Annotated in this window: 22 protein-coding genes and 1 tRNA gene; 10 read left to right on the forward strand and 13 right to left on the reverse strand. The window is 37.9% G+C overall.

Annotated features, from left to right (window positions below; all coding sequences use genetic code 11):
- Window positions 1-12: 12 nt before the first annotated feature.
- The 3 genes from GVK91_RS15180 to GVK91_RS15190 form a co-directional block, all read right to left on the reverse strand.
- Window positions 13-297: an HU family DNA-binding protein gene (locus GVK91_RS15180; RefSeq protein ID WP_046673299.1), complete on the reverse strand. Its 285-nt coding sequence runs from the start codon at window positions 295-297 to the stop codon at window positions 13-15.
- A gap of 247 nt (window positions 298-544) precedes the next feature.
- Window positions 545-1591: an 8-amino-7-oxononanoate synthase gene (locus GVK91_RS15185; protein WP_159729879.1), complete on the reverse strand. Its 1047-nt coding sequence runs from the start codon at window positions 1589-1591 to the stop codon at window positions 545-547.
- Between the two features lie 23 nt (window positions 1592-1614).
- Window positions 1615-2583, reverse strand: coding sequence for a D-2-hydroxyacid dehydrogenase family protein (locus GVK91_RS15190; RefSeq protein WP_159729881.1), 969 nt, complete (start codon window positions 2581-2583; stop codon window positions 1615-1617).
- A 272-nt stretch (window positions 2584-2855) separates the two neighbouring features.
- On the opposite strand from GVK91_RS15190, the gene GVK91_RS15195 reads away from it, so the two are divergent.
- The 4 genes from GVK91_RS15195 (at window position 2856) to GVK91_RS15210 (ending at window position 7685) form a co-directional block, all read left to right on the forward strand.
- Window positions 2856-5003 (forward strand): carboxypeptidase-like regulatory domain-containing protein, encoded by a 2148-nt coding sequence (locus GVK91_RS15195; protein ID WP_159729883.1) that lies wholly within the window; start codon window positions 2856-2858, stop codon window positions 5001-5003.
- Between the two features lie 116 nt (window positions 5004-5119).
- Window positions 5120-5734 carry a M48 family metallopeptidase gene (locus GVK91_RS15200; RefSeq protein WP_159729885.1) on the forward strand — a complete coding sequence of 205 codons (615 nt, stop codon included), beginning with the start codon at window positions 5120-5122 and terminating at the stop codon, window positions 5732-5734.
- Window positions 5735-5740: 6 nt separating this feature from the next.
- Window positions 5741-6808 carry a sensor histidine kinase gene (locus GVK91_RS15205; protein WP_159729887.1) on the forward strand — a complete coding sequence of 356 codons (1068 nt, stop codon included), beginning with the start codon at window positions 5741-5743 and terminating at the stop codon, window positions 6806-6808.
- Window positions 6809-6935: 127 nt separating this feature from the next.
- Window positions 6936-7685, forward strand: a complete 750-nt coding sequence (locus tag GVK91_RS15210) for a LytTR family DNA-binding domain-containing protein (RefSeq protein WP_159729889.1) — start codon at window positions 6936-6938, stop codon at window positions 7683-7685.
- Between the two features lie 127 nt (window positions 7686-7812).
- Here GVK91_RS15210 and GVK91_RS15215 read toward each other — a convergent pair whose 3' ends face one another.
- The 5 genes from GVK91_RS15215 to GVK91_RS15235 all read right to left on the reverse strand — a co-directional run bounded on the left by GVK91_RS15215 (window position 7813) and on the right by GVK91_RS15235 (window position 11950).
- The gene (locus GVK91_RS15215; RefSeq protein ID WP_120335592.1) at window positions 7813-8280 is read right to left on the reverse strand and encodes a hypothetical protein; all 468 of its coding nucleotides are present in this window, start codon (window positions 8278-8280) and stop codon (window positions 7813-7815) included.
- Between the two features lie 7 nt (window positions 8281-8287).
- Window positions 8288-8764: a hypothetical protein gene (locus GVK91_RS15220; protein ID WP_088163365.1), complete on the reverse strand. Its 477-nt coding sequence runs from the start codon at window positions 8762-8764 to the stop codon at window positions 8288-8290.
- A gap of 132 nt (window positions 8765-8896) precedes the next feature.
- A complete protein-coding gene (locus GVK91_RS15225; RefSeq protein ID WP_159729891.1) occupies window positions 8897-10027 on the reverse strand; it encodes a hypothetical protein in 1131 nt (376 codons plus the stop codon).
- A 190-nt stretch (window positions 10028-10217) separates the two neighbouring features.
- Complete coding sequence (locus GVK91_RS15230; RefSeq protein WP_159729893.1) at window positions 10218-11000, reverse strand: CPBP family intramembrane glutamic endopeptidase; 783 nt, start codon at window positions 10998-11000, stop codon at window positions 10218-10220.
- An 86-nt stretch (window positions 11001-11086) separates the two neighbouring features.
- Entirely contained in the window at window positions 11087-11950 is an 864-nt protein-coding gene (locus GVK91_RS15235; RefSeq protein ID WP_159729895.1) for a LytTR family DNA-binding domain-containing protein, read from the reverse strand.
- A 212-nt stretch (window positions 11951-12162) separates the two neighbouring features.
- On the opposite strand from GVK91_RS15235, the gene GVK91_RS15240 reads away from it, so the two are divergent.
- From GVK91_RS15240 to GVK91_RS15260, 5 genes are all read left to right on the forward strand, one after another.
- Window positions 12163-13497 carry an amidohydrolase family protein gene (locus tag GVK91_RS15240; RefSeq protein ID WP_159729897.1) on the forward strand — a complete coding sequence of 445 codons (1335 nt, stop codon included), beginning with the start codon at window positions 12163-12165 and terminating at the stop codon, window positions 13495-13497.
- Between the two features lie 239 nt (window positions 13498-13736).
- Window positions 13737-14546: a hypothetical protein gene (locus GVK91_RS15245; protein ID WP_070562848.1), complete on the forward strand. Its 810-nt coding sequence runs from the start codon at window positions 13737-13739 to the stop codon at window positions 14544-14546.
- Window positions 14546-15310 carry a methyltransferase domain-containing protein gene (locus GVK91_RS15250; protein ID WP_153847958.1) on the forward strand — a complete coding sequence of 255 codons (765 nt, stop codon included), beginning with the start codon at window positions 14546-14548 and terminating at the stop codon, window positions 15308-15310. The genes GVK91_RS15245 and GVK91_RS15250 overlap by 1 nt, the downstream gene beginning before the upstream one ends.
- A 9-nt stretch (window positions 15311-15319) precedes the next feature.
- Window positions 15320-17470, forward strand: a complete 2151-nt coding sequence (locus GVK91_RS15255) for a 7TM diverse intracellular signaling domain-containing protein (RefSeq protein WP_153847957.1) — start codon at window positions 15320-15322, stop codon at window positions 17468-17470.
- An 82-nt stretch (window positions 17471-17552) separates the two neighbouring features.
- Window positions 17553-18638 carry a hybrid sensor histidine kinase/response regulator gene (locus GVK91_RS15260; protein WP_153847956.1) on the forward strand — a complete coding sequence of 362 codons (1086 nt, stop codon included), beginning with the start codon at window positions 17553-17555 and terminating at the stop codon, window positions 18636-18638.
- 100 nt (window positions 18639-18738) lie between these two features.
- On the opposite strand, the gene GVK91_RS15265 is transcribed toward GVK91_RS15260, so the two are convergent.
- From GVK91_RS15265 to GVK91_RS15285, 5 genes are all read right to left on the reverse strand, one after another.
- Window positions 18739-19203, reverse strand: coding sequence for a response regulator (locus GVK91_RS15265; protein ID WP_046673283.1), 465 nt, complete (start codon window positions 19201-19203; stop codon window positions 18739-18741).
- A gap of 248 nt (window positions 19204-19451) precedes the next feature.
- Window positions 19452-19522 (reverse strand) — tRNA-Lys (locus GVK91_RS15270).
- Between the two features lie 116 nt (window positions 19523-19638).
- The gene (locus GVK91_RS15275; RefSeq protein WP_159729899.1) at window positions 19639-20163 is read right to left on the reverse strand and encodes a twitching motility protein PilT; all 525 of its coding nucleotides are present in this window, start codon (window positions 20161-20163) and stop codon (window positions 19639-19641) included.
- A gap of 1 nt (window position 20164) precedes the next feature.
- Window positions 20165-20512, reverse strand: coding sequence for an STAS-like domain-containing protein (locus GVK91_RS15280; protein WP_159729901.1), 348 nt, complete (start codon window positions 20510-20512; stop codon window positions 20165-20167).
- 4 nt (window positions 20513-20516) lie between these two features.
- Window positions 20517-21377, reverse strand: coding sequence for an ATP-binding protein (locus GVK91_RS15285; protein ID WP_159729903.1), 861 nt, complete (start codon window positions 21375-21377; stop codon window positions 20517-20519).
- A gap of 701 nt (window positions 21378-22078) precedes the next feature.
- Between GVK91_RS15285 and GVK91_RS15290 the strand changes: the two genes are divergently transcribed.
- The gene (locus tag GVK91_RS15290) at window positions 22079-23197 is read left to right on the forward strand and encodes a S9 family peptidase (RefSeq protein ID WP_159729905.1); all 1119 of its coding nucleotides are present in this window, start codon (window positions 22079-22081) and stop codon (window positions 23195-23197) included.
- Window positions 23198-23254 lie beyond the last annotated feature (57 nt).

A 23254-nucleotide genomic window follows, 5' to 3' on the forward strand; every position in this document is an offset into this window, starting at 1 on the left:
CTATTTTAAAGATTATTTATTGCCATTCTTTACTTTCTCTACGAAAATTTTAGCTGGCTTGAAACTAGGAACAAAGTGTTCAGGGATAATGATTGCTGTATTTTTTGAAATGTTTCTTGCAGTCTTCTCAGCTCTTTTTTTGACTACGAAGCTACCAAAACCTCTTACATATACATTTTCTCCTCCGATCATTGCGTTTTTGACAACTTTAAAGAACGCCTCTACGGTTTCTTGAACATCTACCTTCTCTAAGCCAGTTTTGGTAGAGATTTCTGCAATAATTTCTGCTTTAGTCATATCTATTTTACTGTAATTATTTATTTTTCAACCCTTAAGCCAACTAATGTTTGGGGATGCAAAAGTATTGTTTTAAAATGAGTAATGGAAATTATTTAAATACTTTTTTGATAAATAAGCTTCCAAAAGCCAAACATTTACAATCAATTAACGAGACATTGCGTCCGACCAACCATTAAATAGACCTCAAAAATAAAAACAATTATCTAATTTACAAGATGTTGACTTATTAGTTGTCATATAAAAATCAATATATGCCAATTGCATGACTTAGCTGATCCAAATCTGCCTTGGTATGGTGTGCGTTTACCACAATTCGATTTAATAGGGGATCTGTAGCGAGGGGATAAGGAAAACTTGAAACCAGTATTCCAGCATTCATCAGCCTCGCATAAAGGCCCGTATCCTTTGAAGAAAAGACCGGAAAATTAGCAACAGCGTTTAATCCAGATCCCATATGTGTTTTGAAGGAATCAATATTATACCGCAGCTTTTCGAATTGCTGTAGATAGATCTGCTCTCCATGAACAAATGCATATAAGCTCGCTGGTGAACTTGGGGAAGCCCCTGTATAAAAGTTTGATCGCTTGAGATACTTGATCCGTTCCCCATCGGCCAAAATCAATCCTGCATCTGTTGCCAGGCCTTTTGCCAAGGATGCGACGACGATCAGTTCAATATTAGTTTGTTGAACACTACTTTTATCCAATGAAATGCTATTCTTGCGCAAAACTCCTATTCCGTGAGAATCGTCCAAGAGCAGTATAATCTTTTTGTCCGGATCAATACGATTGAAAACAGTGAAATCGTACAATTCTGGCCGCATATTGTCCAAGCTGTTGCTAACGATGATAAATGATGTTTGGGCTGAATGATTGATATACTCGATCGTTGCATTGGCCCACGCAACAAAATGCCCAGTTGCGACGGGCTTCTTATCTAGCCATAAAGAAGGGTGACAAGCGGGAGCATACAATACTTCTCCTTCGGTCGCCAAGGTTCTTACAAGAAATTGCGTTGCCAAATACCCACTTGAGAGCAACAGGCTTGCTTCAAAACCAAAACGCTTTGCTGCATATTCTTCGGCTTGATCAAATATGGCCTGTTGCACATTATTATTTCGTGAAGTGCCGTTGTTGATACCATACCGCTGTATACCTTCTATAAAAATAGAAGCATATGCTTGATCTGTTGCCAGCCCTAGATAGGAAGTTCCACCAAAAAAAAGATATTCCTTACCGCCGACCACAATAACGCGACCTGTTGGTTGTTCTAAATGCGTAAAATTATTCATCTATGTATAGCCGATTCATTTAATTAGCGGGTCAATACTTCGGGGTTAGCGATATGCTGTGGATCGCCCCCGGAAAAGGCTACAATATTCTCAAAAGCAAGTCTAAATAATTGTTCGTAACCATTTCTCTCCACATAGCCAATATGTGGCGTACAAAGCACATTTGGCAGCTGCAATAACGGATAGTTAGGATCAAAGATTGGTTCAGACTCATAGACATCTACCGCAGCCATCCCTGGAACACCTGTCTCGAGCGCGGTCAATAGTGCCCCCTCTTCAACCAACTCAGCACGAGAGGTGTTGACAAAAAGCGCTGTCGGCTTCATAGACCGGAGATCTTCGAGCTTTACGATACCTCGCGTCTCAGGCACTAACCTAAGATGTAGAGTAACAACATCTGAAAAATGAAAAAAATCGGATTTACTGGTAGCAGCTAAAAAGCCGTCTTTTACAGCTTCTTCTCGAGAATTTTCGCTTCCCCAAACAATTACTTGGGCACCAAAAGCCTTTGCGTATTGCGCTATTCGCTTCCCTATTTTTCCATAGCTCCATATCCCTATTGTTTTCCCGGCGACACAATCTCCTATGTTCGTTTGCCATAGGCCTTTGTCCATATCTGAAAGAGCCTTAGGTAAACCACGGAGGGCATTCATGATCAAAAGCCAGGTCAATTCAGCTGGAGCAACAGGAGAGCCCATACTTTCAGCAACAGCCACATGGAAACGGCTACAAACAGCCAAATCCAAATGGTTTGAAATTTTGCCCGTCTGGCTAATTAACTTTAGCTTGGGAAGCTGAGACAACAGGTCTTCTGTAATTCGCGTCCGTTCTCTGATGAGCACTAGCGCTTCCGTATCGCTCAATTTTTCGGCCAGTAAAGCCGGATCTGAATAGGACTGTTTCAATATTTGGACATCGTGACCATCAAGAATTTTGAAACAGTCCAACTTTCGGACAGCGTCTTGATAGTCATCTAAAATGGTTATTCGCATTTTTCTGACTTAATTTTAAACTCGTATTTTCAATATCAAACGAAAGTAAAATGACTTTTATATCCGCTATAAGTACGTCGCATATAAAAGCAATTTTTCGCATTCTCCACTTTCCATTGCGGAACTTATTTATGGAGGAAATTTTGTTTTTCGATATCAATTTACAGCATAAAGTTGGAATCCTGCAATTCGTCATGATATTTTGACATTCCATCCACTCTTTTTCGCAGGAACACTTACAGCCGCTGATATTTGAATAAAATTAAAGAAAAATGAAGCTGTTATTAACCTTACTATTTTTAAGTATTACCATCGTATCGGCGCAGTCCATCTTGAAAGGGAAAGTGCTGGGCAAAAACGGCAAACCTATTCATTTGGCCAATGTTTATATTGAAGGCACCTATGATGGCGGCACCACCGATTCGCTTGGAAACTTTGTGTTTGAGACCAGTGAACAAGGTACTAAAATCATTAAAGCGTCTGTTGTGGGCCTCCCAACATATAACAGGTCTATCCAGCTACCCCAAAAAGAATTGCTGATTATTCAAATGCAAGAAAGTGAAAATCGCCTACAGGAAGTCACGATTCAGGCAGGGGTTCTACAAGCCAATAGCTCCGGAAAAAACACGGTAATGAGTCCATTGGATATTGTCACTACGGCAGGCAGCATGGGAAACATTATCAGCGCACTGGCAACATTGCCCGGAGCACAGGTTGGGGGAGAGAATGGACGTCTTATGGTCCACGGTGGAGATGCTTCCGAAACACAGACCTACATCAATGGAATCAGAGTAGCCCAACCCTACACCGCAACACCAAACGAAGTCCCTGTAAGGGGCAGGTTTTCACCCATGCTCTTTAAAGGCGTGAATTTCTCTACAGGCGGCTATTCTGCAGAATTTGGTAATGCGCTGTCCAGCATTCTAGCCCTAAACACCGAAAATGCCATAGAACAGTCCAAAACAGAGCTTTCGCTATCTTCCGTTGGATTAGGGTTAGGACATACCTTACAATGGGGCAAAAACTCCCTCACCTTCAACAGCAGTTATACAAACTTAAAACCCTATTCCAAAATTATTACACCAGATATAAAATGGACGAAACCCTATGAAAACGCTTCTGGAGAAATGATTTATCGCCATCAGTTTAAAGAAGGTTTTCTAAATATTTATGGGGCTTACAATTTCGAAGATATAGGACTTTACCAAGCGGACATCAATTATGAGCAACCTGTCCCATTGAAAAAGAAATCCAACAATGCCTACGCCAACATCAGCTACAGTCAGAATTTAGGAAACCGATGGACATTCCAGTCTGGTGTTGGCCTAGGCTACCTGACCGATAAGCTGCATTACGATGACGTTTACCTCCCTAATGAAGAAAAGAGTCTTCACTTAAAAGCAACGCTAAGCAAGATCTGGAACAATAAGATTAAAAGTATTGGAGGAATAGAATATTTCGACACGAATTATCAAGAAGAATATCACCGACAAACCCTTGGCTATAGCTATGGTTATCATAGCAAGATGACCGCTGTATTTACGGAAACTACCTTCGGCATCCTCCCGAACTTAATCGGGAAGATTGGCCTACGAGAAACTTCCTCCAATTTGCAGGCGAAGAGCACGTTAGAGCCGAGGGCTTCGCTGGGCTATGCGTTAAATAAATATACGCAGCTCTCACTTGCTTATGGGAACTTCCATCAGCAGGCGCCAACACCGCTGTTAAAGTATGCTCCGCAACTTGACTGGATGGAGGCAAATCATTATATCGCAAATTATTTCTATGCGCGTGGAGGGCACTTACTTCGCTTAGAAGCCTATCACAAAGAATATAACAATTTGGCAAAATACAATAGTATAACTCCAAAATATGACAGCCAATATGACAATAACGGAAGCGGTAAGGTCAAAGGCTTTGATTTATTTTATAAAAACAGCAGCAGCATCAAAAACCTCCAATACTGGATTTCATATTCCTATACGGACAGTAAGAGAAATGAAGCGAATTATCCGACGACAGTCACTCCCCCTTATGTTTACAAACACAGTTTCTATATCGTTGGAAAATACTGGCTATCAAGCCTACGTTCACAGCTCAGTTTGACAAATTCGTTTGTATCCGGCAGAAATTACAATGATCCCAACCAAACAGTATTCATGAATGGCCATACAAAAGGCTACAATAGTCTGTCTATGAGTTGGTCGTTTCTTTACAGCCAGCAAAAAATTATCCATTTCTCCGTCAGTAATGTTCTTGGCGCTAGCCCAATCTATGGGTATCAATATGCAGACCGACCAAATTCACAAGGAATCTACGACCGTAGACCGATTGTCCCTACGGCCAAACGCTTTGTATTTCTAGGCTATTTTTGGACAATCAGTAAAAATGAAAAAGACAATCAATTGGACAATCTATAATAAACATCAACTCATCATCGAAATACGTCGGTCCATCCAAAATTATTTCTGTTTGCAGAGAAGGATTACCAACTTCAATAACTTAGAAAAATATTTACTACTAAAAACGAAAGATCATGAAATCATTTATTATCGCCCTCATCTGCCTTATAAGTGGCAGCACATTTGCACAAAGCAATTTTGAAAAAAGTATGGGACAAGCCATGAGTCTATGGCAATCGGGTGAGACGCAGAAAGCGGCCGCTCTTTTAGAACGCATCTCACAGGCAGAAAAGGACAATTGGATTCCTGCCTATTATCAGGCCATGGTACTGACAACAGCATCCTTCAGGGAGAAAAATAAAGAGACACAGGCAAAATATATACAGTCTGCAGAAGAAATACTAAACAATAGCGCCCAGGACAATAATTCAGAATGGCTTGTGCTGAGAGCGATGAACCAAACGGCCTTGATGATTACAGATCCAATGACAAAAGCCAAAGAGCTTTCACCTAAGATTATAGGGCTATATAAAAAAGCCATCACCCTTGCTCCAAACAATCCACGTGCGGTATTGGGACTAGCGGAATTCCAAATAAACTCAAAAAAATATTTCAACCAGGATACCAGCAAAGAATGTGAGGATGTCAAGAAAGCGCTATCTTTATTCGGTGAAGAGAAAATTACTACGCCATTTGCACCTTCATGGGGCAAAGATCGGGCAGAACAGTTGATAAAAGAATGCAAATAACACTTTGTGAAGAAAGCACCATTTAAAGCTATTATACAAGCACTACTCGCAAGTTTGGTCGTAACCATCTATTTTGTGGTTGTGGCCAAACTTGACCACAATGATGTCCCTTGGATATCCATCATCTTTCATCCTAATATGGTCAGAGGTTTACTATACGGATTTTTTCTCTTTCTAGGTCATAGCTATCTATCGAAATGGGTCGGGAACAAATACCCAAGCAGTAAAGATTTTGGAAAAAAGATGATTGTTTTTTACAGTGTCAGTTTCTTCTTGACCATACTGGTCGTTTTTATTGTCAATGCTTTTTTCTCCGGACTGTTTAACTCCGGTGTTACCCAAAATTTCCTGCAGCGTTTCCACCAATTTATTCACCAACAACGTGTTGCATATTATTTTCAAACTGCGATGATATCCTGGTGTATTTCGATGATTTTTTTTGGTTTCTATTTCTATAAAAGGTTCAAAGACTATCAAATCAAAGAATCTCATCAGGAAAAACAGCAAATAACAGCACAATTTGAGTCGCTCAAAAATCAACTCGATCCACATTTTTTGTTCAACAGCCTGAATGTATTGAATGGATTAATTGAAGAAAGCCCCAAAAAGGCCAGCATGTTTACCACGGATCTTTCTAAGATATATCGCTATGTATTGGAACAAAAAGACAAAAGCCTCGTTTCTTTACAGGATGAGCTCACTTTTTCAAAGGCCTATTTAAACCTCTTGAGTCTACGCTTCGAAGCCGGTATACAGATCGATTTACAGATCAATACGGAACAACATACTGGTTTTATATTACCCCTTTCCCTTCAATTACTGATCGAAAATGCAATCAAACACAATATTATTTCGGTCAAGAAGCCTCTTTTATTGAAGATTTATAGAAAAAATAATTACCTCTATGTTGAAAACACTCTTCAAAAGAAGAAAGTGCTCCATGATCATTCGGGAATCGGTTTGAAAAATATTCAGGAACGTTATGCTATACTGTCCAATCTATCTGTACATCTTCAGGAAACTGATATTTTATTTTCTGTCGGACTGCCCATTATCAATGAAATAGTCTCTTAAAAGCAACCTGTTCTTAAATAAACATGCGAGGCCTAATAGCAGCAAAAAACAATAGCTAAGGCACAACGATGCTCAATAAATTAAACAATACAACGGTCTGATGATCAATAAGCATGCAAAAAAAACAATGAAAATAGTAATTATAGAAGACGAACTCCCATCGGCGAGATTGCTCCGAAGAAAACTTGAGGATCTTGGTTATACAGTAGCTGCTGTACTTCAGACTGTGGAAGAATCTATCGAATGGTTTATGTCAAATATCGAACCTGACCTACTGTTCTTGGATATTCAACTCGCCGATGGGATTTCATTTGACATCCTTGAGCAGGTGAAGCCTAATTCGGCCATTATTTTTACCACCGCATACGATGAATATATGTTGCGGGCATTTAAACAAAATAGCATCGATTACCTCCTGAAGCCAATTGAAGATGAAGAATTGGAAAACGCAATTGAAAAATTCCGCCAATTTAGGCACCCAAAACCACAGTTCGATCTGGCATCTTTTGAGGCTCTATTTAGAAACACCGTCCAAACATATAAGGAACGCTTTACCATCAAAATAGGCCAAAACCTAAAAGTAGTGACCACCCAGCAAATCGAATGTATTTACAGTGAAAACAAAGGCACTTATGTTTATACCAATGAAAATGGCAACTATCTTTTGGACCAAACATTGGACGCCCTGATACCGCAATTGTCCCCTAAGGATTTTTTTAGGATCAACCGAAGCACTATAGTTCAATTTGATGCCATCAAAAATATTGCTGTACATTCTAATGCCCGGTTGAAAATATACCTTAAGCATTATGAATCGGATGAGCTCATTGTTTCACGGGAGAAAGTCACGGCTTTCAAAAACTGGCTTGACAATTAGTCTAGTCGTTCCTTAAAAGTGCTTTAGCACAATTACTTTGCAAGCGAAATAGACTATCATAAAAAATGATCCTGTCAAGTTTAGCTTTTTGGAAGGTAAACCAAGCGAAGGGGGGCATGAATCTAAGCTACATATTGATTCGATAATTTAGCGGAATACTAAATCGCAGAGACACCGCGAACCCCTTTATCGGATTGTAATCTTTTTTTTCATTGATGGAAAATCCATAACCAAAGTCGATATCCACCAATGTGGCCAAACTCACTCCAACTTTGGGCGTAAAGGTATACGGAGTAAGCTCTGCACGAACAAAGGGAGTTAAGACATATGTTTGAGGATAATACGTTACTGCAGCCTCAGGTATCACGGCAAACTTCCTTTGTGTCCAAGTGAAGTTGGCTGTGGCATCTGCTCGGAGAATATGATCTCCTATAAAAGGAAAAGCGAAATAAGCACCAGTTTTTATTATACTCCCTTTTTGAAACTGGTAGCTTAACGTCGGACCGATTAAGTGGTCTTGCGCTTTTAGGTTGCTAACTATAGCTAACAACACAACAAGTGACCCCAGGAGTTTATAAATTGTCTTACTGCGCATTTTTCAATTAATAAATATGAAAATTGAGCGGAATATTTACCCCTACTGAAACGGTAATTCCGTCAATCGGCTTAAAATTTTTCTTAGTATTGTAATCAAATCCATAACCTATTCCCAGATCCACAATAGAGAATAGACTGGCACCAACTTTTGGCGTTATGGTATAAGGTGTTAACTCTGCTTTTACAAAAGGAAAAACAACAAAATCATTCAGATAATAGGTAAACCCCAGCTCTGGAATAACAGTCGTTTTACCTTCCATCCAGCTGAAATTGGCTCCTGCATCAATTTTCATATATTGAAAATCATTAGGTGCAAATAATCCCCAGCCCGAAACTTTCAGAAAATTACCACTTTGATACTGATACCCTACTGAAGGGCCCCAAATCCATTTATTATGCTGTTTCCATGGCTTATCTTGTGCCATAGACAACGTGGAAAAGAGAAGAAGGATAGTAAATAACGATAATATTCTTAGTTTCATCCAGCTAAATTACAAACTATAATCTATTTTATGGAATACAACAGGTGCATGCCAGAATAGTTTTACTTAAAACAGAAAAACAATAAATATATACGCCTGCAGTAAACCAATAAAAGTATGGTTTGTGCCTGTTTAATGGGGTAATATCTTGATTCTGATAAATTGTGATCTTTCGTTCAGCGATCCTTCTTCACCCCAGTAACCGTCTACATGGTTGGCAGCAGTATAGATACAACCGTCCTTGCCCCAGAACATTAACTCTTCTTTCCAGGTTGGCATCCACTCTTTAAAACTAATAAAAAGCATCGGTGTCACCTTTCCTTGTTTCACGTGGAAGAGCTGCAGGTCGCCCGTCGATTCATAGGGGTCGGCGTGCAAGGTCATCAGGTAATTTTTATCGGCAGAGAAGAATGGATAATCCCCACATTCCACAATAAGATGACCATCCTGTTTATCAAAAAGCCGCACATCAGCACTTTCCCAATAATTCCCATCAACAGCAAAAGCATTTAAAAAATCGTAATGCCCTTTATAAGAATAGCTGGCTTCTAATTCATTATCGATATCCTTATCCTTAAATGTTAGCTTTTTCCCATTTGTCAACGGCAATTCCAAAATCTTTCCATTTTTCGGATAAGACAGGGTATCCTTAATCAAGTAGTTTTTAGCCGTATTCCGAGCGGCTAAGAACGTTTGCTCATCAATCAACTCTAGCTGGAGATACTTATCTAAAGAATGTCCATTTTCGTAATGCATTTCTTTACCATTTATCGTCAGTGAAACGATTGAATTTAAATCTTTGGGAGAGATTGTAATTTTATCTTGTTTCCCCAGCTTGGACTTCGCTACATAGACCTTTTCCCATCGCGTTACATCACCTTTTTCGCCATTGTTCCCGCTATAATCGCGCTGGATACGATCCATTACGGCAATCCATTCTCCTTCTTCACCGATCACATCGAGCTTGGTACCATAGGGATATCTTCCTAATAGCGGGGCAGCCTTATCCGCGCCTTGTCTAAGCTCGGCTCCAGCTCGATCAACAACATAGGTATTTTTTAAAACCTTCGTATTGTCAAAGTCAATTGGTAAAGGAGGAAATTTAGCAGCAGCCATCGTATCCTTCACAGCGACTGTTTTAAGTTCAGCAGAATCCTTTAAATCCGCACCTTTGACTTTTGTATTGTGTCCACAGCTCAAAATTCCCATGGATAACGTCGTTCCTAGAAATAAAGATAGGAGTGAAAATAGCTGTCTATTCATAAAGGTCAAGGTAGCGATTCCCATGCCAAAAAAAAATACTGGTTTTCAGGGGTTCTTCGAGAGCCAATGCTATTATCAAAAGGTTCATAGTTTTGGCAACCTAAAATCTAACGCTCATTCCAAATATGGACGAGATCATTTGAAGAACATATCTACAGCTATGAAGGTTCATTAAAAAAACTCCGGATTTTTAATCTTTTAGCCACAAATTTTTCCTTTCAATTTGTAGACCGCCATTTGACTTCCTTGAATGGACAATGGTCATTATGATTGCTACAATGATGGTCAAGAAGCGGAAAAAATTGCTCCATCCATTTCCCGCAGCATTGTCCGAAACATCAAAAATCATCCAAGCCGAATTCATCAAAACATGAAGTGTTACTGGTATCCAAAGGTTAAACTTCCACTCAGCATACAACCACGAAAATAGGATAGAGCCGAAGAAAGTCATACCGAAAATCAGGACCAATTCTCCCAAATCCTGACTCTGATAAAGATGTAGTAAAGCAAACAGGAGTGATGTAGCTAAAATGGATGGAATAAAACCTAGTCGGGTATAGCGAAAAACTAAACCAAAAAAATAGGCACGAAAGATCATTTCTTCAAAGAATCCTGATGACACACTATTTATTAATAGCGCGTTTGGATCTATTTTCCGATTTAAGGTAAAAACAAAGGCATAACCCAAGAACATCGGTAAGGTAGCTATTATTCCAAAAGAAAGCCCCTGTAAAAAATTACCTTTCAACCCAAATTTTTCCAAGAATTCATTCTGCCCTTTCGGTTTAAGCAGCATTGCCCCAAAAAGCAACGGTACAAGGCTAATTGAATACGTCAGCACATGCCCCAAAAATCTACTTTGGACATACTTGATTATCATGGATTGAAGGATCGCAAAAAACAAATAATCGAGGATAAAATATATTCCGAAGAAGAGAAATAATACCAGCAGGTTTAAACTTTTTGTGTTCATCTTTTTTTGAACAAAATTATGCTACCCAAGACGAGTATACAAAGTTATGTGGCGTATGGCAAGATTTAGGGACGATAACGTGGTGGTCAGTCCGACAAATAGGGTCTAACTGATTCTATAGCAGACCTCGAAATAACAGCACAATCTTCAGTATCTGCAAAACGTAACAAAAAACCTTGGGCATTCCCTTCCCTTACAAGGATTTTTTCAAAATTGACAAGAAAGGACCGATGACATCGGTGAATAGACATTGTATTCAACAGTTCAGATAAGCGGCTCAACGTAATTCGTACCATCTGCTTCTTTACCATACCATCCTTCCTAAAGTAGATCATGCAATAATTATCCATTGATTTTGCAAAAATAAAATCGCTTGGCAGCAACTTTAACAGTTGATTACCATTAGGAATATCGACCGGAGCCAAATGGCAGTCATTCGCTTGGCTCAATATCATAGCTGGCTTTATTGAAAGACTTTCCATCGACGAGTTATTCTTTTCATGATTCGAATGACGCTTATCAACTCGAAGCAAAAAATAAATCGCTGCAATAGGGCTGTAAAGTGAAAACGTATAACATACAATATAGGGTAGGTTATTCCACTGCAAAGGCGCCTGATTGATGAACCAACCATGATAGACGAAATTTAAAAAACTTGATAATAGGAACACAAGAAAAATACGAAATAGTTCTATCGCAACTGTTCCCCTTTTTTTACGCAAGACGATAGAAATTAAGGCATATGCAATGGATAAAATCGCCCCGTATCCGGATAACAAGCTAAATTTATAGACATTCTCAAAATTATACGTTCCAAATGGCTGAAAAACCAGTAGGAATACATAAGCTGATAAGCCGAGTAAGAGGGCATAGGTGAGCAGCTCTCTTATGGAGACAATCTTGGGAATTACGATATTTAAATAATTTATAATAGATTTTTTATATATCATGATTGGATAAATTTAGCATTTTTCTTGTGATTAACAGCGTACATTACACAAAGACTTCTTCAAAAAAGGCTGGCAGAGCCAAAATTTATAATGAAAAAATTGAAATATATTGAATTTATGATTTAACTTAGAAGATATTTTTTTCAAGCACATTAGTTAGCTTGAATTAAAATTGATTTGTCATATTATATTTTAACGTAATTCTCCAAGCTATGCGTTTAGGTCAACTACTTACTTTATTTCTTTGTTCGGCTTTTGTACATGTTATCCAAGCACAGGAAAGCCAAGTTTTAATAGAAAATGTCAAACTGCTCGACTATACAACTCAAACCTTAACTCCACCAAAACATGTTTTAATAAACGGAAACACAATTCAGACCATCAGTACATCCCCTATTGACGCACAAGGAAAGAATATCGTCAGAATTGACGCTAAAGGCAAAACACTGATACCTGGATTGATCGATGTGCATGTCCATTTGGTATTTGGCGCTTTGACAATGCCTCAAATGATGACAAATGACCTATCCGAGGAATTCTTGATCAAGACGGTGGGGCTATCGGCTCAACAGATGTTAATGCGGGGTTTTACAAGCGTACGAGATGTTGGTGGTCCTATATTCCCATTAAAAGCAGCGATCGACAAGGGCCAGATTTTAGGGCCTAGAATCTGGCCTTCTGGTGCCGTTGTAAGCCAAACTGCAGGGCATGGAGATTTTCGGACACCGGAGGAAAAATCGCGTCGTTTTTTCGGCGTTGTCTCTCGTGCGGAGCGATATGGAGCAACCTTCATCGCCGATGGTCGTGATGAGGTCCTGACTGCAGTAAGAGAGAATCTAAGATTCGGGGCAAGTCAAATTAAACTCATGGCGGGTGGAGGAACTTCCTCAGCATATGATCCTGTGGACGTCACCCAATATACGCTAGACGAAATGAAAGCAGCAGTAGAAGCAGCCGAAGATTGGGGAACTTATGTCACTGTACATGCGTATACGCCAAGAGCAATTCGAAGAGCAATCGAAGCTGGCGTAAAATGTATAGAGCATGGACAATTGCTCGATGAAGAAACTTTACAGCTAATTGCAAAAAAAAATATCTGGCTTAGTTTACAGAATCTTGTGGAAGATACACCCGATATGGATCCGCAACGAAGAATCAAGCGTAAGCCTGTCATTGAAGGTCAGGAAAAAGTATGGCCTATGGCTAAGAAATATGGGGTAAAACTAGCTTGGGGTACAGATTTCCTTTTTGAACCGGACCTGAATAAATTGCAGAATACTTTTATTTTGCGACTTCAAAAGTGGTTTACAAATGTCGAAATCATTAAAATGATTACCCAAGACAATGGCGAGCTTCTGCAGCTTTCGGGATTAAGAAGTCCTTATCCTGGCAAGCTGGGAATAGTAGAAGAAGGAGCTTTGGCAGATCTAATCCTTGTAGACGGAGATCCTCTTAAGAATTTAAAACTCTTGGCAGATCCAGAAAAAAACTTTCTGTTGATCATGAAAGACGGTCAGATTCATAAAAATAGCCTCCAGAAACGTTAATATTTCCAAGGTCAAATTTATTGTATATCGAAAATACAGCATATTAAGATGATAAAATGTATTTTCGATGACATCAGTTAAAAGGGGCTATTTGGGCCCTTAAAGGTGATAAAGGAATCAAACAATTTTTACCATCACTAGGTGCAGGCGGTTGCATTACGGTATAATTTATTTGAAGAGTAAACACCTTTGCATTTAATTGATTAGTTTTGCGTTTAAACGATAAATCAAAGCATTCGGTGGCATTATTATTCAACGACGGGCGTCCTGTAGTAAGACTAAGAGCATTTCGGGCTATCGACGATCCCCAAACCTGTGAACGTTTCATAGAAGGACACGCGCACGTGTTAACTGCTATAGGCGTAAAGAAAGTAACTTCTTCCAAAAATGACTGGATGTACAATCCCGCATCATTCGTACTGATCGTAGAATCCCTTGATGGCGATAAAGTCTATGGTGGAGTACGTATACACGTATCGGGAGGGAGCGAACCACTTCCCATTGAACAGGCCACGGGAGCGATGGATGCTAAAATCTTAGACCTTGTTTATGATTATGCGCAACAGGGGACAGGTGAAGGTTGTGGCCTTTGGAACTCCAGGGAGATTGCTGGATATGGCATTGGCAGCATATTTTTGACGAGAGCTGGTGCCGCCATCAGTACACAGGTTGGCATTAAATCACTCTTTGCTTTATGTGCTCCTTACACGGTGAAATTAGCAGAAAGTGTTGGCTACCGCATTGATACAAGTGTTGGAAATAATGGCACATTCTATTATCCGAAGCTGGATCTATTGGCTACCGTAATGATTATGCGCAATCTAGACACCTTGACCGAAGCCGACCAAGAAAACAAAGATGCAATTTTGTCGCTTCGTAATAATTCCAATATTGTCCGCATAGAAACTTTACGGAATAAGGAGATTGAAATTCATTATCAAATCGATATTCCAAATCTCAATCAATGGGATTTAAATGAAATTATTAAAAATCTGAAACATACATCATTAGATCATAAACCAGATGATCGTAATTTAAATATCTTATAATGGACACTAAACATTATGGTGCCGGCTATTTAATGGATACCGGTGATTTTCTTAAACAATTAAAAATACATTCATATACTCCTTTTAATACGATTAAAGAGGGGGTTGTCGTCGATCTTGGCTGTGGAACTGGAATGGATGCCATCAATTTGGCTAATATGCTGGGCCATAATGTACTTGTTGTTGGATTGGATCATGATAAGGCCTTAATCGAGCATGCCAAAACAAGCAGTGCAGAGGTAAAGAACGTCGACTTTGTTCAGGGTGAAGTTTATCAACTTAGCTTTACAGATAATTCCATTTCTGGCATTAGAATGGAACGCGTTGTACAACATCTGCTGGAAGCACCAAAAATGTTTGCTGAGGTTCACCGTGTTTTGCGTGAAGGTCAACCCTTAGTGATCGTTGAGACGATTTGGAATAGCCTGACGTTTTACAGTAAGCATGTTGACATTGAGGCTAAGATATGCCATTATTTGACCGAAGAAAAAGTCAACAATGGCTGGGCTGGGAATAAATTAACTTCGGACTTATTGTCTCAAGGCTTTAAACAAGTACAATTGCAAACATTCTGTATGGTAGCCCGTTCGAAAGAAGAGGCCAACCGCTATCTTTTCTTAGATAAAATTCTTTTGGAAATGGTCGAAAAAGAGAAGTTAAGTACAGCTGAAATGGAGGAATTTCAAAACACATTGGATCAAGCTGATGAAGCGGGTTGTTTCCTTGTTTCTATGAATTTAGTTATTGCCGAAGCAAAAAAATAGCATATAGTGATGAAATGCTGGCTTAACTTGATCTTCTTATTTATTTTTACGTGCAGTTCAACTTGTTTTGGAGAGGTTATTATCGATAAACCGACACAGCGTGTATTGATCGGATATGGCCTGGAGCGTTATACCGGGAAAGGAGAGCCTAACTTTGCAGATACTTCAGCTTCCTCCTTTCAATCGTTAGAAAGCAAGGTCCCCAATTTGGGCATATCACCCGCTGACATCTGGTTTCGATTACCCGTGACAAACAAGGGCAAAGAAAAGCTTGAACTCTTGCTCGAAATTGCCTACCCTCTCTTGGATGAGGTCGAACTTTTTGTACCGTCATCAAACGGGCATTATAACTCGATCAAGTTGGGCGAGCATCAATCTTTTTCGGCTAGAAAATATAAGGTCCCTAATTATGCATTCGATATCCAATTACCTGGAAATGAGAAGACCATCTTTTTTCTTCGCATAAAAAGTACGGAACAGATTATTCTCCCGATCTATTTAAGTAACGAGCGCAGTTTCTTAAAAGAGATGAATGACGACAGTTTGTTAAGCGGCATCTATATTGGTATTGTCGGTATTATGGCGATATACAATTTATTCCTGTTTTTTTCTGTTCGTGAAAGGGGCTATCTGTACTATGTCCTTTATGTCCTTTGTGCAGGAATAACACAAATGGGTATTAAAGGTTACAGTTTTCAATATTTGTGGCCAAATTGGATTTATTTTGCAACAAAGGGTCCTATTATCTTTGGATGTTTATCAGGCCTATGCGCCCTGCTTTTTGCAGATTCATTTCTTCAATTACCGAAAAATGCTCCTCGGTCAAGACGTGTGATTACTGTTTTTATCATCCTTTTTGTCATTGGCAGCCTTCTTACACTGCTCAACCTGACACAACCAGCGTTCATGGTTATGCAGCTAACAACAGGGGCTGGGTCTTTATTTGTCCTTTACTTATCCTATCGTGTGATGATAAATGGTTATAAACCGGCTAAATATTTTGTTTACGGTTGGACAATTTTATTATTAGGTTCTGTCGTGTTTTTACTGAAAGACTATGGCATCTTAAAATATAACGATTTTACGAGCAATGCTGTACAAATTGCATCTGTTGTGGAGATGGCCTTATTGTCCTTCGGTCTAGCCTATAGTATCAATATTTTAAAAGAAGAAAAAGAAGCATCACAAATCAGGGAATTAGCAATCTCGTTAGAAAACGAGAAGTTAATACGTGAACAAAATATTGTATTGGAACAAAAAGTAGATGAGCGGACACGTGAATTAACAGAATCTAATGAGTCTCTACAAACCACTCTTACTCACTTAAAGGAAACGCAATCTCAACTTGTCGAAGCCGAGAAGATGGCCTCCCTTGGTCAATTGACTGCTGGGGTTGCTCATGAGATCAACAACCCAATCAACTTTGTTACGTCTAATGTCGCTCCGTTAAAACGTGATATTAAGATGATCTGGGAAACGCTGGAGGAAGTAGAGCGTATCGCTTTTAAAGAAGGGATATCCGATACTGAAAAGCAATCTCAGATCAAAAAATTCAAAGATGATCAGGATATCGATTATCTGAAAACAGAGGTAGATTTTCTATTAAAGGGAATGCATGATGGGGCCCATCGGACTGCCGAAATAGTAAAGAGTTTGCGGATCTTCTCGCGAGTAGACGAGGATACATTAAAATTTGCCGATTTAAATGAGGGGCTGGAGTCAACAATGGTTATCCTCAATAGTTTATTAAATAACACGATTGAAGTTGATAAGATCTATGGCGATATGCCAAAGGTCGAATGTCATGCAGGAAAACTTAATCAAGTCTTTTTGAATATCGTGACAAATGCTATTTACGCCGTAAATAAAAAGTTTAATCACGATGTTGGTGGTAAAATATGTATTGAGACCGGAGTTAAGGAGGATAATACAGCTGTGTTTATCAAAATCGCAGACAATGGTATCGGTATTCCAAAAGAAATCCATGAACGGATATTTGAACCATTTTTTACAACGAAAGACGTTGGCGAAGGTACTGGTTTGGGAATGTCCATTGCCTATAATACCATTGCGAAACATCATGGGAAGATTATTGTAGATTCAGAAGTGGGACAGGGCACAAGTTTTACACTCCTCATTCCAATTCAACAAAACAATTAATACCGCTATAAACTGAAAATAGTTCAATTAACTATTATTTTTTCATATCTTTTGTAAGGGAATAAAACCATATAATAAAATTATGCAGAGGGAGCTTGAAATATTATATATCGATGACGAAGTAAACAATTTGGTTAGCTTTAAAGCGAACTTTAGATACGATTACGCTATCCATACAGCATCCAATACGAGTGAGGCCGAAACGATCCTTCATGCTCATCCTGATATCCGTATTATCTTCTGTGACCAACGTATGCCGGATGAGATGGGCATCGATTTTTTGCACCGCATTAAAAAAGATTTTCCAAAACCAATCCGTATTCTTTTAACGGCTTATGCCAATATGGAAACTGTAATTGATGCAGTTAACAAGGGCCATATTTTTAGGTTTGTCCGAAAACCCTGGATGAATGAAGAAATCGTTTCCGCTATAGAAGAAGCAAATAAATTTTATGTTGCAAACTCTATGCTAGAAGTTAAGAATCAAGAGCTGCAAAAAGCTTATGATGAATTAGATAAATTCGCATATAGTGTTAGTCATGATCTTCGTGATCCATTGACAGGGGTTCTTTCTGCGGTGAAACTTGGGTTAGAATTTGACAGCATAGATCGTATTCATGAGTTGTTATCACTAATGGATAGTTCATTGGTCAGCTTAGATGCTTATATTGACAGTCTGCGAGACTATTATCTCTTACGAAGAGGCGAGCTTATGTTGTCAGCCATAAATTTCGAAGAGCTCTTTGACAATATACGTCAGTTTTACAGTATGTACACGCAAAATAAAGATGTTGCTTTTGAAATTTCAGTGGATCAAAAAGAGATCTTTAGCGGCGATAAAGCACTTCTAGAACTAATTTTGCATAATCTTCTTTCTAATGCGTTTAAATACCAACGTAAAGGGCAGGAAAACCAGTTCGTCAAACTCTCCGTATTCGTATCAGAACGTAAAGCTAAAATTATTGTGAGTGACAACGGAATAGGCATATCTCCAGAGTATGTTGAAGATATCTTTAAATTATTCTTTAGAGCAAGTGATCAAGCTAAGGGCATGGGATTTGGGCTGTATAATGTTCAGAACGCACTCTTAAAACTACAGGGAAAAATTGAAGTGCAATCACAGCCAAATCAGGGCACAACCTTTACAGTCATCATACCGAGCAAATAAGGCTTCTCACTTTCGGCAATCCTATGCGATTGTAGCGAAGGGTATCACAAAGCAAACAGACATTTTAAATAAAAGTTGACTTTCCTAAAATTATAATCTTTTAGGAAAGTAGCTTTTGTCGTAGCAGAAACTCCAACTGGTCATTTGAAGTCTCAAGTTGAGAATTCGTCTCCACAATCTTTTGACGCTCAGCATAGACATCATAAGCGCGTTGAATCGTTTGATCGAGCTCCTCTTCACTCCACGGCTTATTGAGGTAATGAAAGATCTTTCCTTTATTGACAGCATCAACGACAGCTGCCATATCTGTATACCCTGTCAAAAGGATACGCATTGGGGCTGCATTGATCTTAATAATCTCTTCCAAAAACTCTACACCGGTCATTTCCGGCATCCGTTGATCAGTAATGATAATATGTATTTGGTTGTTTTTGACAATATCGATTGCATCGGCACCACTAATTGCCGTAAACACTTTATACTTTAGTCGAAATGTCGCTTTAAAAGAAAACAGATTGTTTTCTTCGTCGTCAACGTACAATATCGAAATCTTCTTGTCTTCCATAAGCTTATCGTCTGAAATACAAATTTACGTAATAAATTCGCTGAATTAATAACAGATTAAAGAGTTTTATGTTTTCCTAGCAGAAATAATACGTGACCTCTGATAAAATAATGGATTAGTTATCCGAAAATTATAGCAGCCGACGCCGGAAAAACGATTTAAAGTTAATATCTCAACAACGGTAATAATCCAACTTGCATTAGACACAAAAAAGCCATCCTACATTTGTAAAACGGCCTTTTTGAAAGTGACCCCGCTGAGGCTCGAACTCAGGACCCACAGATTAAGAGACTATAGGTTTCAGCTCGTCAACAAGGTCAAAAATCTTTATTTCCTGCTTGCTAAGGCAATTTATGAACAATTTTTCAATATTCAAAATTTAGGGCTGTGACGTATTTGTGACGTTTTTTTTGATGTACAGTCCGGTGCACACTTTTAAGAATTTAAAATTCTACTGTTAGCCGTTAAAATATCAACACCAGAATCTTTAAAATCTTTATCATTAGTCAAAAGCACATATGAATTTTGAGAACAAATTGAAACAGTTCCTTTATCTACAAAATCTAAACTATCAACTTTAAGAAATGTCCTAACTTCATCTTTAGAATATAACTTTTCAGTTATATTAAAATTGGGTAAAATAGTCTGATCAATAATAGTATATAAATCACTTAGCGCTTCCTTTCCTTCTTCACTCTCTCTAAAGTCTTTAAATGAAATTGTAGAAGCTTTTTTTTGATATTCAATCCTAATAATTCTATTAACAATCTCTGAGATAATATTAAAATCAACGTTCAATGAATTTCCTTGTTTTAAAAGTTTTCGAAAAGCTTCGGCATACTTAGCTTCCGGGGAATAGCTGCCAGTGGGCCAAAACAAATATATTAATATATTAGCATCAAAAAATATATCCCTTCCAACAAGCTTCCCTATATCTTGAATTCTATAACTTTCCGCCATTCTATTCACCTAAAATATCATCAATACTCTTTTGTAAAGCCTCCGGATCATTATAAAATCTCTTAGCTGCCTCAACGACTCTTTTCAATGAAACTTTTCCAGAGTCAGAAAGCCCATCAAGCTGTAGCAATCCTCTAATTGTTGTTTGTTCATAATCTTTATAAAGCTGACCAACTGCAGTATTTAAAAAAGCAGTTGTCAACATACTCATATTTTGGAAAGATAATACGACTTTATGCTTTTGATCAAAAGCCTTTTTAATTAACTCATAGACTTTTTGCCCGTCACCTGCCTCAACACCATAGGTATCACCTATTACATTTACTATATTTATCTTAGTACTTTCCATATTTTTATAAAATATCATCCATATCAATTTCTGATTTTAACACATAATTGCTCTTATCATTAGTGTTAAATTGTAAATTTACAACCGTGCCAGGAAATTCGTTTTTAAACTCACGGATTGTTTCCCCATTTGTATCATATTGATAAAAACCGTCACGACTTACGATTTGCATCATGCCCTTATTCATTCCTACAAATTCTTTTAAAACAGCTAAACCCAACCCTCCAGAAATATCAACTTTTGTTGTCTTTTCATTTTGAATTGCCCACTGGATAGCTTGGGTTGAGGAAAGATTAGAATTAAATCTTTGATTAACTTTATGCCTGAACCCAACTCCCGTATCGACAATCGTGAATAATATTTTATGAACATTGGGGAAAAATTGTCCACATGTATATATAAAATTTGTTTCACTATGTATTTGTGCATTTACAAACATTTCGTAAATGGCTTCTACAATTTTTTCTTTGGCCTGCACTGACATATTCGGTAGCTCATCTCGGCCAATTAATTCTTCAATGACATAAGTTTTAAAATATTTTCCATCTGTAGGTTTTAACTTTTGAAATTTAATTGTCGTATGATTTGTATCGGACAATTTGTTCCATCCGTAATAAGATAAAAAATCATTTCTTTGAAGGATTGATTCAATCGCAGGATCAACCCACTCAAAACCGATATCATTGATATTAGCGGCTAGCAAATCCAATACTGCACCAAGAGCAGCAGACATATTTGCAGAAAAAAAACCTGTCAATGTTAACGATATTTCATCAAAATAACGACTTTTATTATTTTCATAAAAATCAATTATTTGGTGATAGCTATCATATTTATCATTTATACCACGTAATACCGTTGTCATTGGAAATTGGATTTTATATATAGTCCATAATTAATTTCTTATAAATGCTTTGGTAATTTACGATATTCAAAATCTATACCAGCAATATATAAAATCCCGCAAAATTAATGCTTTGTTTTAAATAAAAAAATATATTATCCTCTCATCTGATTGATAATAATATGTTTTCAACATTTCGAAATTAAAGATACGGAATTAATGAATTGATAGCTATTAGATCACTTTTAATATATATTGCTTATACGTAAATAAACTACGAATTTACAAACAATAACCAACCTTGTAGATCTCTCTAACTTGTAAAGTACATCGAGAATTGTCAAAATATCCTTGAAATACTTCATTAGTCAAAGCATATAAATGATAAAGATAGTCTTATTTAACCTAAAATTGTGGAAGGAAAGAAACGATGTCCCCTTTTGATCAAATAGTGTTTCAATCTTCAAATAATATTACATATTTTTAGAATATTAGATAACCAGAATAGACAATTTTCCCTTAATCTTAACAAGATTACAATTTTTCAATATTCTACGGATTAAACACAAAAAATATTGAAATCAATAAGATTTTAAAAAAATAACGCATTTTACTCTGTATTTCGACTGCGAAAACAAGTAGTTCGTCGACGGATAAATGTTTTCAGGTTTTGTTCGGATTTTTAAAGGCTGGTAGTAAGTAGATTTGTGTAAAAGAATATTATGAACCATTTACGAATCCTCAAAATTGCCACACTAATTATAAGCATATTAGCTAGCAACAAGTTAAGAAGTCAAGAACGGCCACAAACCCCTCAGGAGCCATTGCCATATCAATCTATTAACGTAAATTATCAGGTCCGAGAGGATACTTCTGTCCACCTTGCGGCGACACTCACTTTACCTAATGGTAAAGGACCTTTTAAGGCCATCTTAATTATCGGAGGATCGGGACAAACATCACGGAATCAACCAATTTACAATCATCAAATGATGTTTGTGCTGTCAGATTTTTTGACTAAGATGGGATTTGCTACGCTGCGATTCGATGATAGAGGGGCGGGAAAATCGACAGCTGGGCCAAAGAAATTCAGTCAAATGACCGAAAGCGATTACTTAGATGATGCCAGAGCGGGCATAGAATTTTTAAAACATCAAGACCAAATAGATAAGGATAGAATTGGTGTCATTGGACATAGTGCCGGTGCAACTCAAGGTCTTATTTTAGCTACGGAGAAAACTAGCAATATATGGTTTTCCATCATGCTCGCAGGGGCTGTCAATAATTATCCCCATATGATCGTTGCACAACAGAGCAAATTAATGGCAAAAGCCAGTGGTCATTCTTTAACCATGCAACTGGCAGATAGCTCATTCATCGCAAGAAGTATTCAATATACAACAACTGAGGCCAACTATGAGAAGAGACGGCAAGAAATCAATAGAGTTGCAGAGGAGGAACTTCAAAAACTTACACCCTCTGAACAAGATAAATTACGTAAATCTTTTGAAACCAGGGTGAAAATATTATCAAGTGAGCAATTTTATACTGCAGCACAGCAAGAACAAGAGGATCAACTATTAAAAGTGAAATGCCCGGTGCTAATTATCCTAGGTGGAAATGACTTAAATGTAGACGCGAATTTCTATGGGCCTAATATGCTCGAATCATTAGAACGAAACTTTAATCCTAAATCAAGATTAGTGATTCTTCCAGAGATCAGTCATCTAATGCAACGTTCTAAAACTGGCCTTTTCGATGAAGCCAAGGATATTTCTGAGACTATTAGCGTCAAGGTCCTGGATTCTATCTCTGCTTGGCTAGGTCTACTTGAGAATTAATAAATTCTGACAGAAATCCACCCAAAGTAAAATCGGCCTATTTATAATAGAATTTTC

It is taken from the genome of Sphingobacterium sp. 18053 (assembly GCF_902706145.1).
GTDB classification, from domain to species: domain Bacteria; phylum Bacteroidota; class Bacteroidia; order Sphingobacteriales; family Sphingobacteriaceae; genus Sphingobacterium; species Sphingobacterium paramultivorum.

What these genes read in the sequence shown, in the direction of transcription:
- GVK91_RS15285 (WP_159729903.1), bottom strand. Translation starts at nt 21,377, where the DNA reads ATGACAACGGTATTACGTGGTATAAATGATAAATATGATAGCTATCAC.
- GVK91_RS15230 (WP_159729893.1), bottom strand. Translation starts at nt 11,000, where the DNA reads ATGAACACAAAAAGTTTAAACCTGCTGGTATTATTTCTCTTCTTCGGA.
- GVK91_RS15180 (WP_046673299.1), bottom strand. Translation starts at nt 297, where the DNA reads ATGACTAAAGCAGAAATTATTGCAGAAATCTCTACCAAAACTGGCTTA.
- GVK91_RS15265 (WP_046673283.1), bottom strand. Translation starts at nt 19,203, where the DNA reads ATGGAAGACAAGAAGATTTCGATATTGTACGTTGACGACGAAGAAAAC.
- GVK91_RS15290 (WP_159729905.1), top strand. Translation starts at nt 22,079, where the DNA reads ATGAACCATTTACGAATCCTCAAAATTGCCACACTAATTATAAGCATA.
- GVK91_RS15235 (WP_159729895.1), bottom strand. Translation starts at nt 11,950, where the DNA reads ATGATATATAAAAAATCTATTATAAATTATTTAAATATCGTAATTCCC.
- GVK91_RS15240 (WP_159729897.1), top strand. Translation starts at nt 12,163, where the DNA reads ATGCGTTTAGGTCAACTACTTACTTTATTTCTTTGTTCGGCTTTTGTA.
- GVK91_RS15225 (WP_159729891.1), bottom strand. Translation starts at nt 10,027, where the DNA reads ATGAATAGACAGCTATTTTCACTCCTATCTTTATTTCTAGGAACGACG.
- GVK91_RS15255 (WP_153847957.1), top strand. Translation starts at nt 15,320, where the DNA reads ATGAAATGCTGGCTTAACTTGATCTTCTTATTTATTTTTACGTGCAGT.
- GVK91_RS15220 (WP_088163365.1), bottom strand. Translation starts at nt 8,764, where the DNA reads ATGAAACTAAGAATATTATCGTTATTTACTATCCTTCTTCTCTTTTCC.
- GVK91_RS15215 (WP_120335592.1), bottom strand. Translation starts at nt 8,280, where the DNA reads ATGCGCAGTAAGACAATTTATAAACTCCTGGGGTCACTTGTTGTGTTG.
- GVK91_RS15185 (WP_159729879.1), bottom strand. Translation starts at nt 1,591, where the DNA reads ATGAATAATTTTACGCATTTAGAACAACCAACAGGTCGCGTTATTGTG.
- GVK91_RS15200 (WP_159729885.1), top strand. Translation starts at nt 5,120, where the DNA reads ATGAAATCATTTATTATCGCCCTCATCTGCCTTATAAGTGGCAGCACA.
- GVK91_RS15250 (WP_153847958.1), top strand. Translation starts at nt 14,546, where the DNA reads ATGGACACTAAACATTATGGTGCCGGCTATTTAATGGATACCGGTGAT.
- GVK91_RS15210 (WP_159729889.1), top strand. Translation starts at nt 6,936, where the DNA reads ATGAAAATAGTAATTATAGAAGACGAACTCCCATCGGCGAGATTGCTC.
- GVK91_RS15190 (WP_159729881.1), bottom strand. Translation starts at nt 2,583, where the DNA reads ATGCGAATAACCATTTTAGATGACTATCAAGACGCTGTCCGAAAGTTG.
- GVK91_RS15275 (WP_159729899.1), bottom strand. Translation starts at nt 20,163, where the DNA reads ATGGCGGAAAGTTATAGAATTCAAGATATAGGGAAGCTTGTTGGAAGG.
- GVK91_RS15195 (WP_159729883.1), top strand. Translation starts at nt 2,856, where the DNA reads ATGAAGCTGTTATTAACCTTACTATTTTTAAGTATTACCATCGTATCG.
- GVK91_RS15280 (WP_159729901.1), bottom strand. Translation starts at nt 20,512, where the DNA reads ATGGAAAGTACTAAGATAAATATAGTAAATGTAATAGGTGATACCTAT.
- GVK91_RS15260 (WP_153847956.1), top strand. Translation starts at nt 17,553, where the DNA reads ATGCAGAGGGAGCTTGAAATATTATATATCGATGACGAAGTAAACAAT.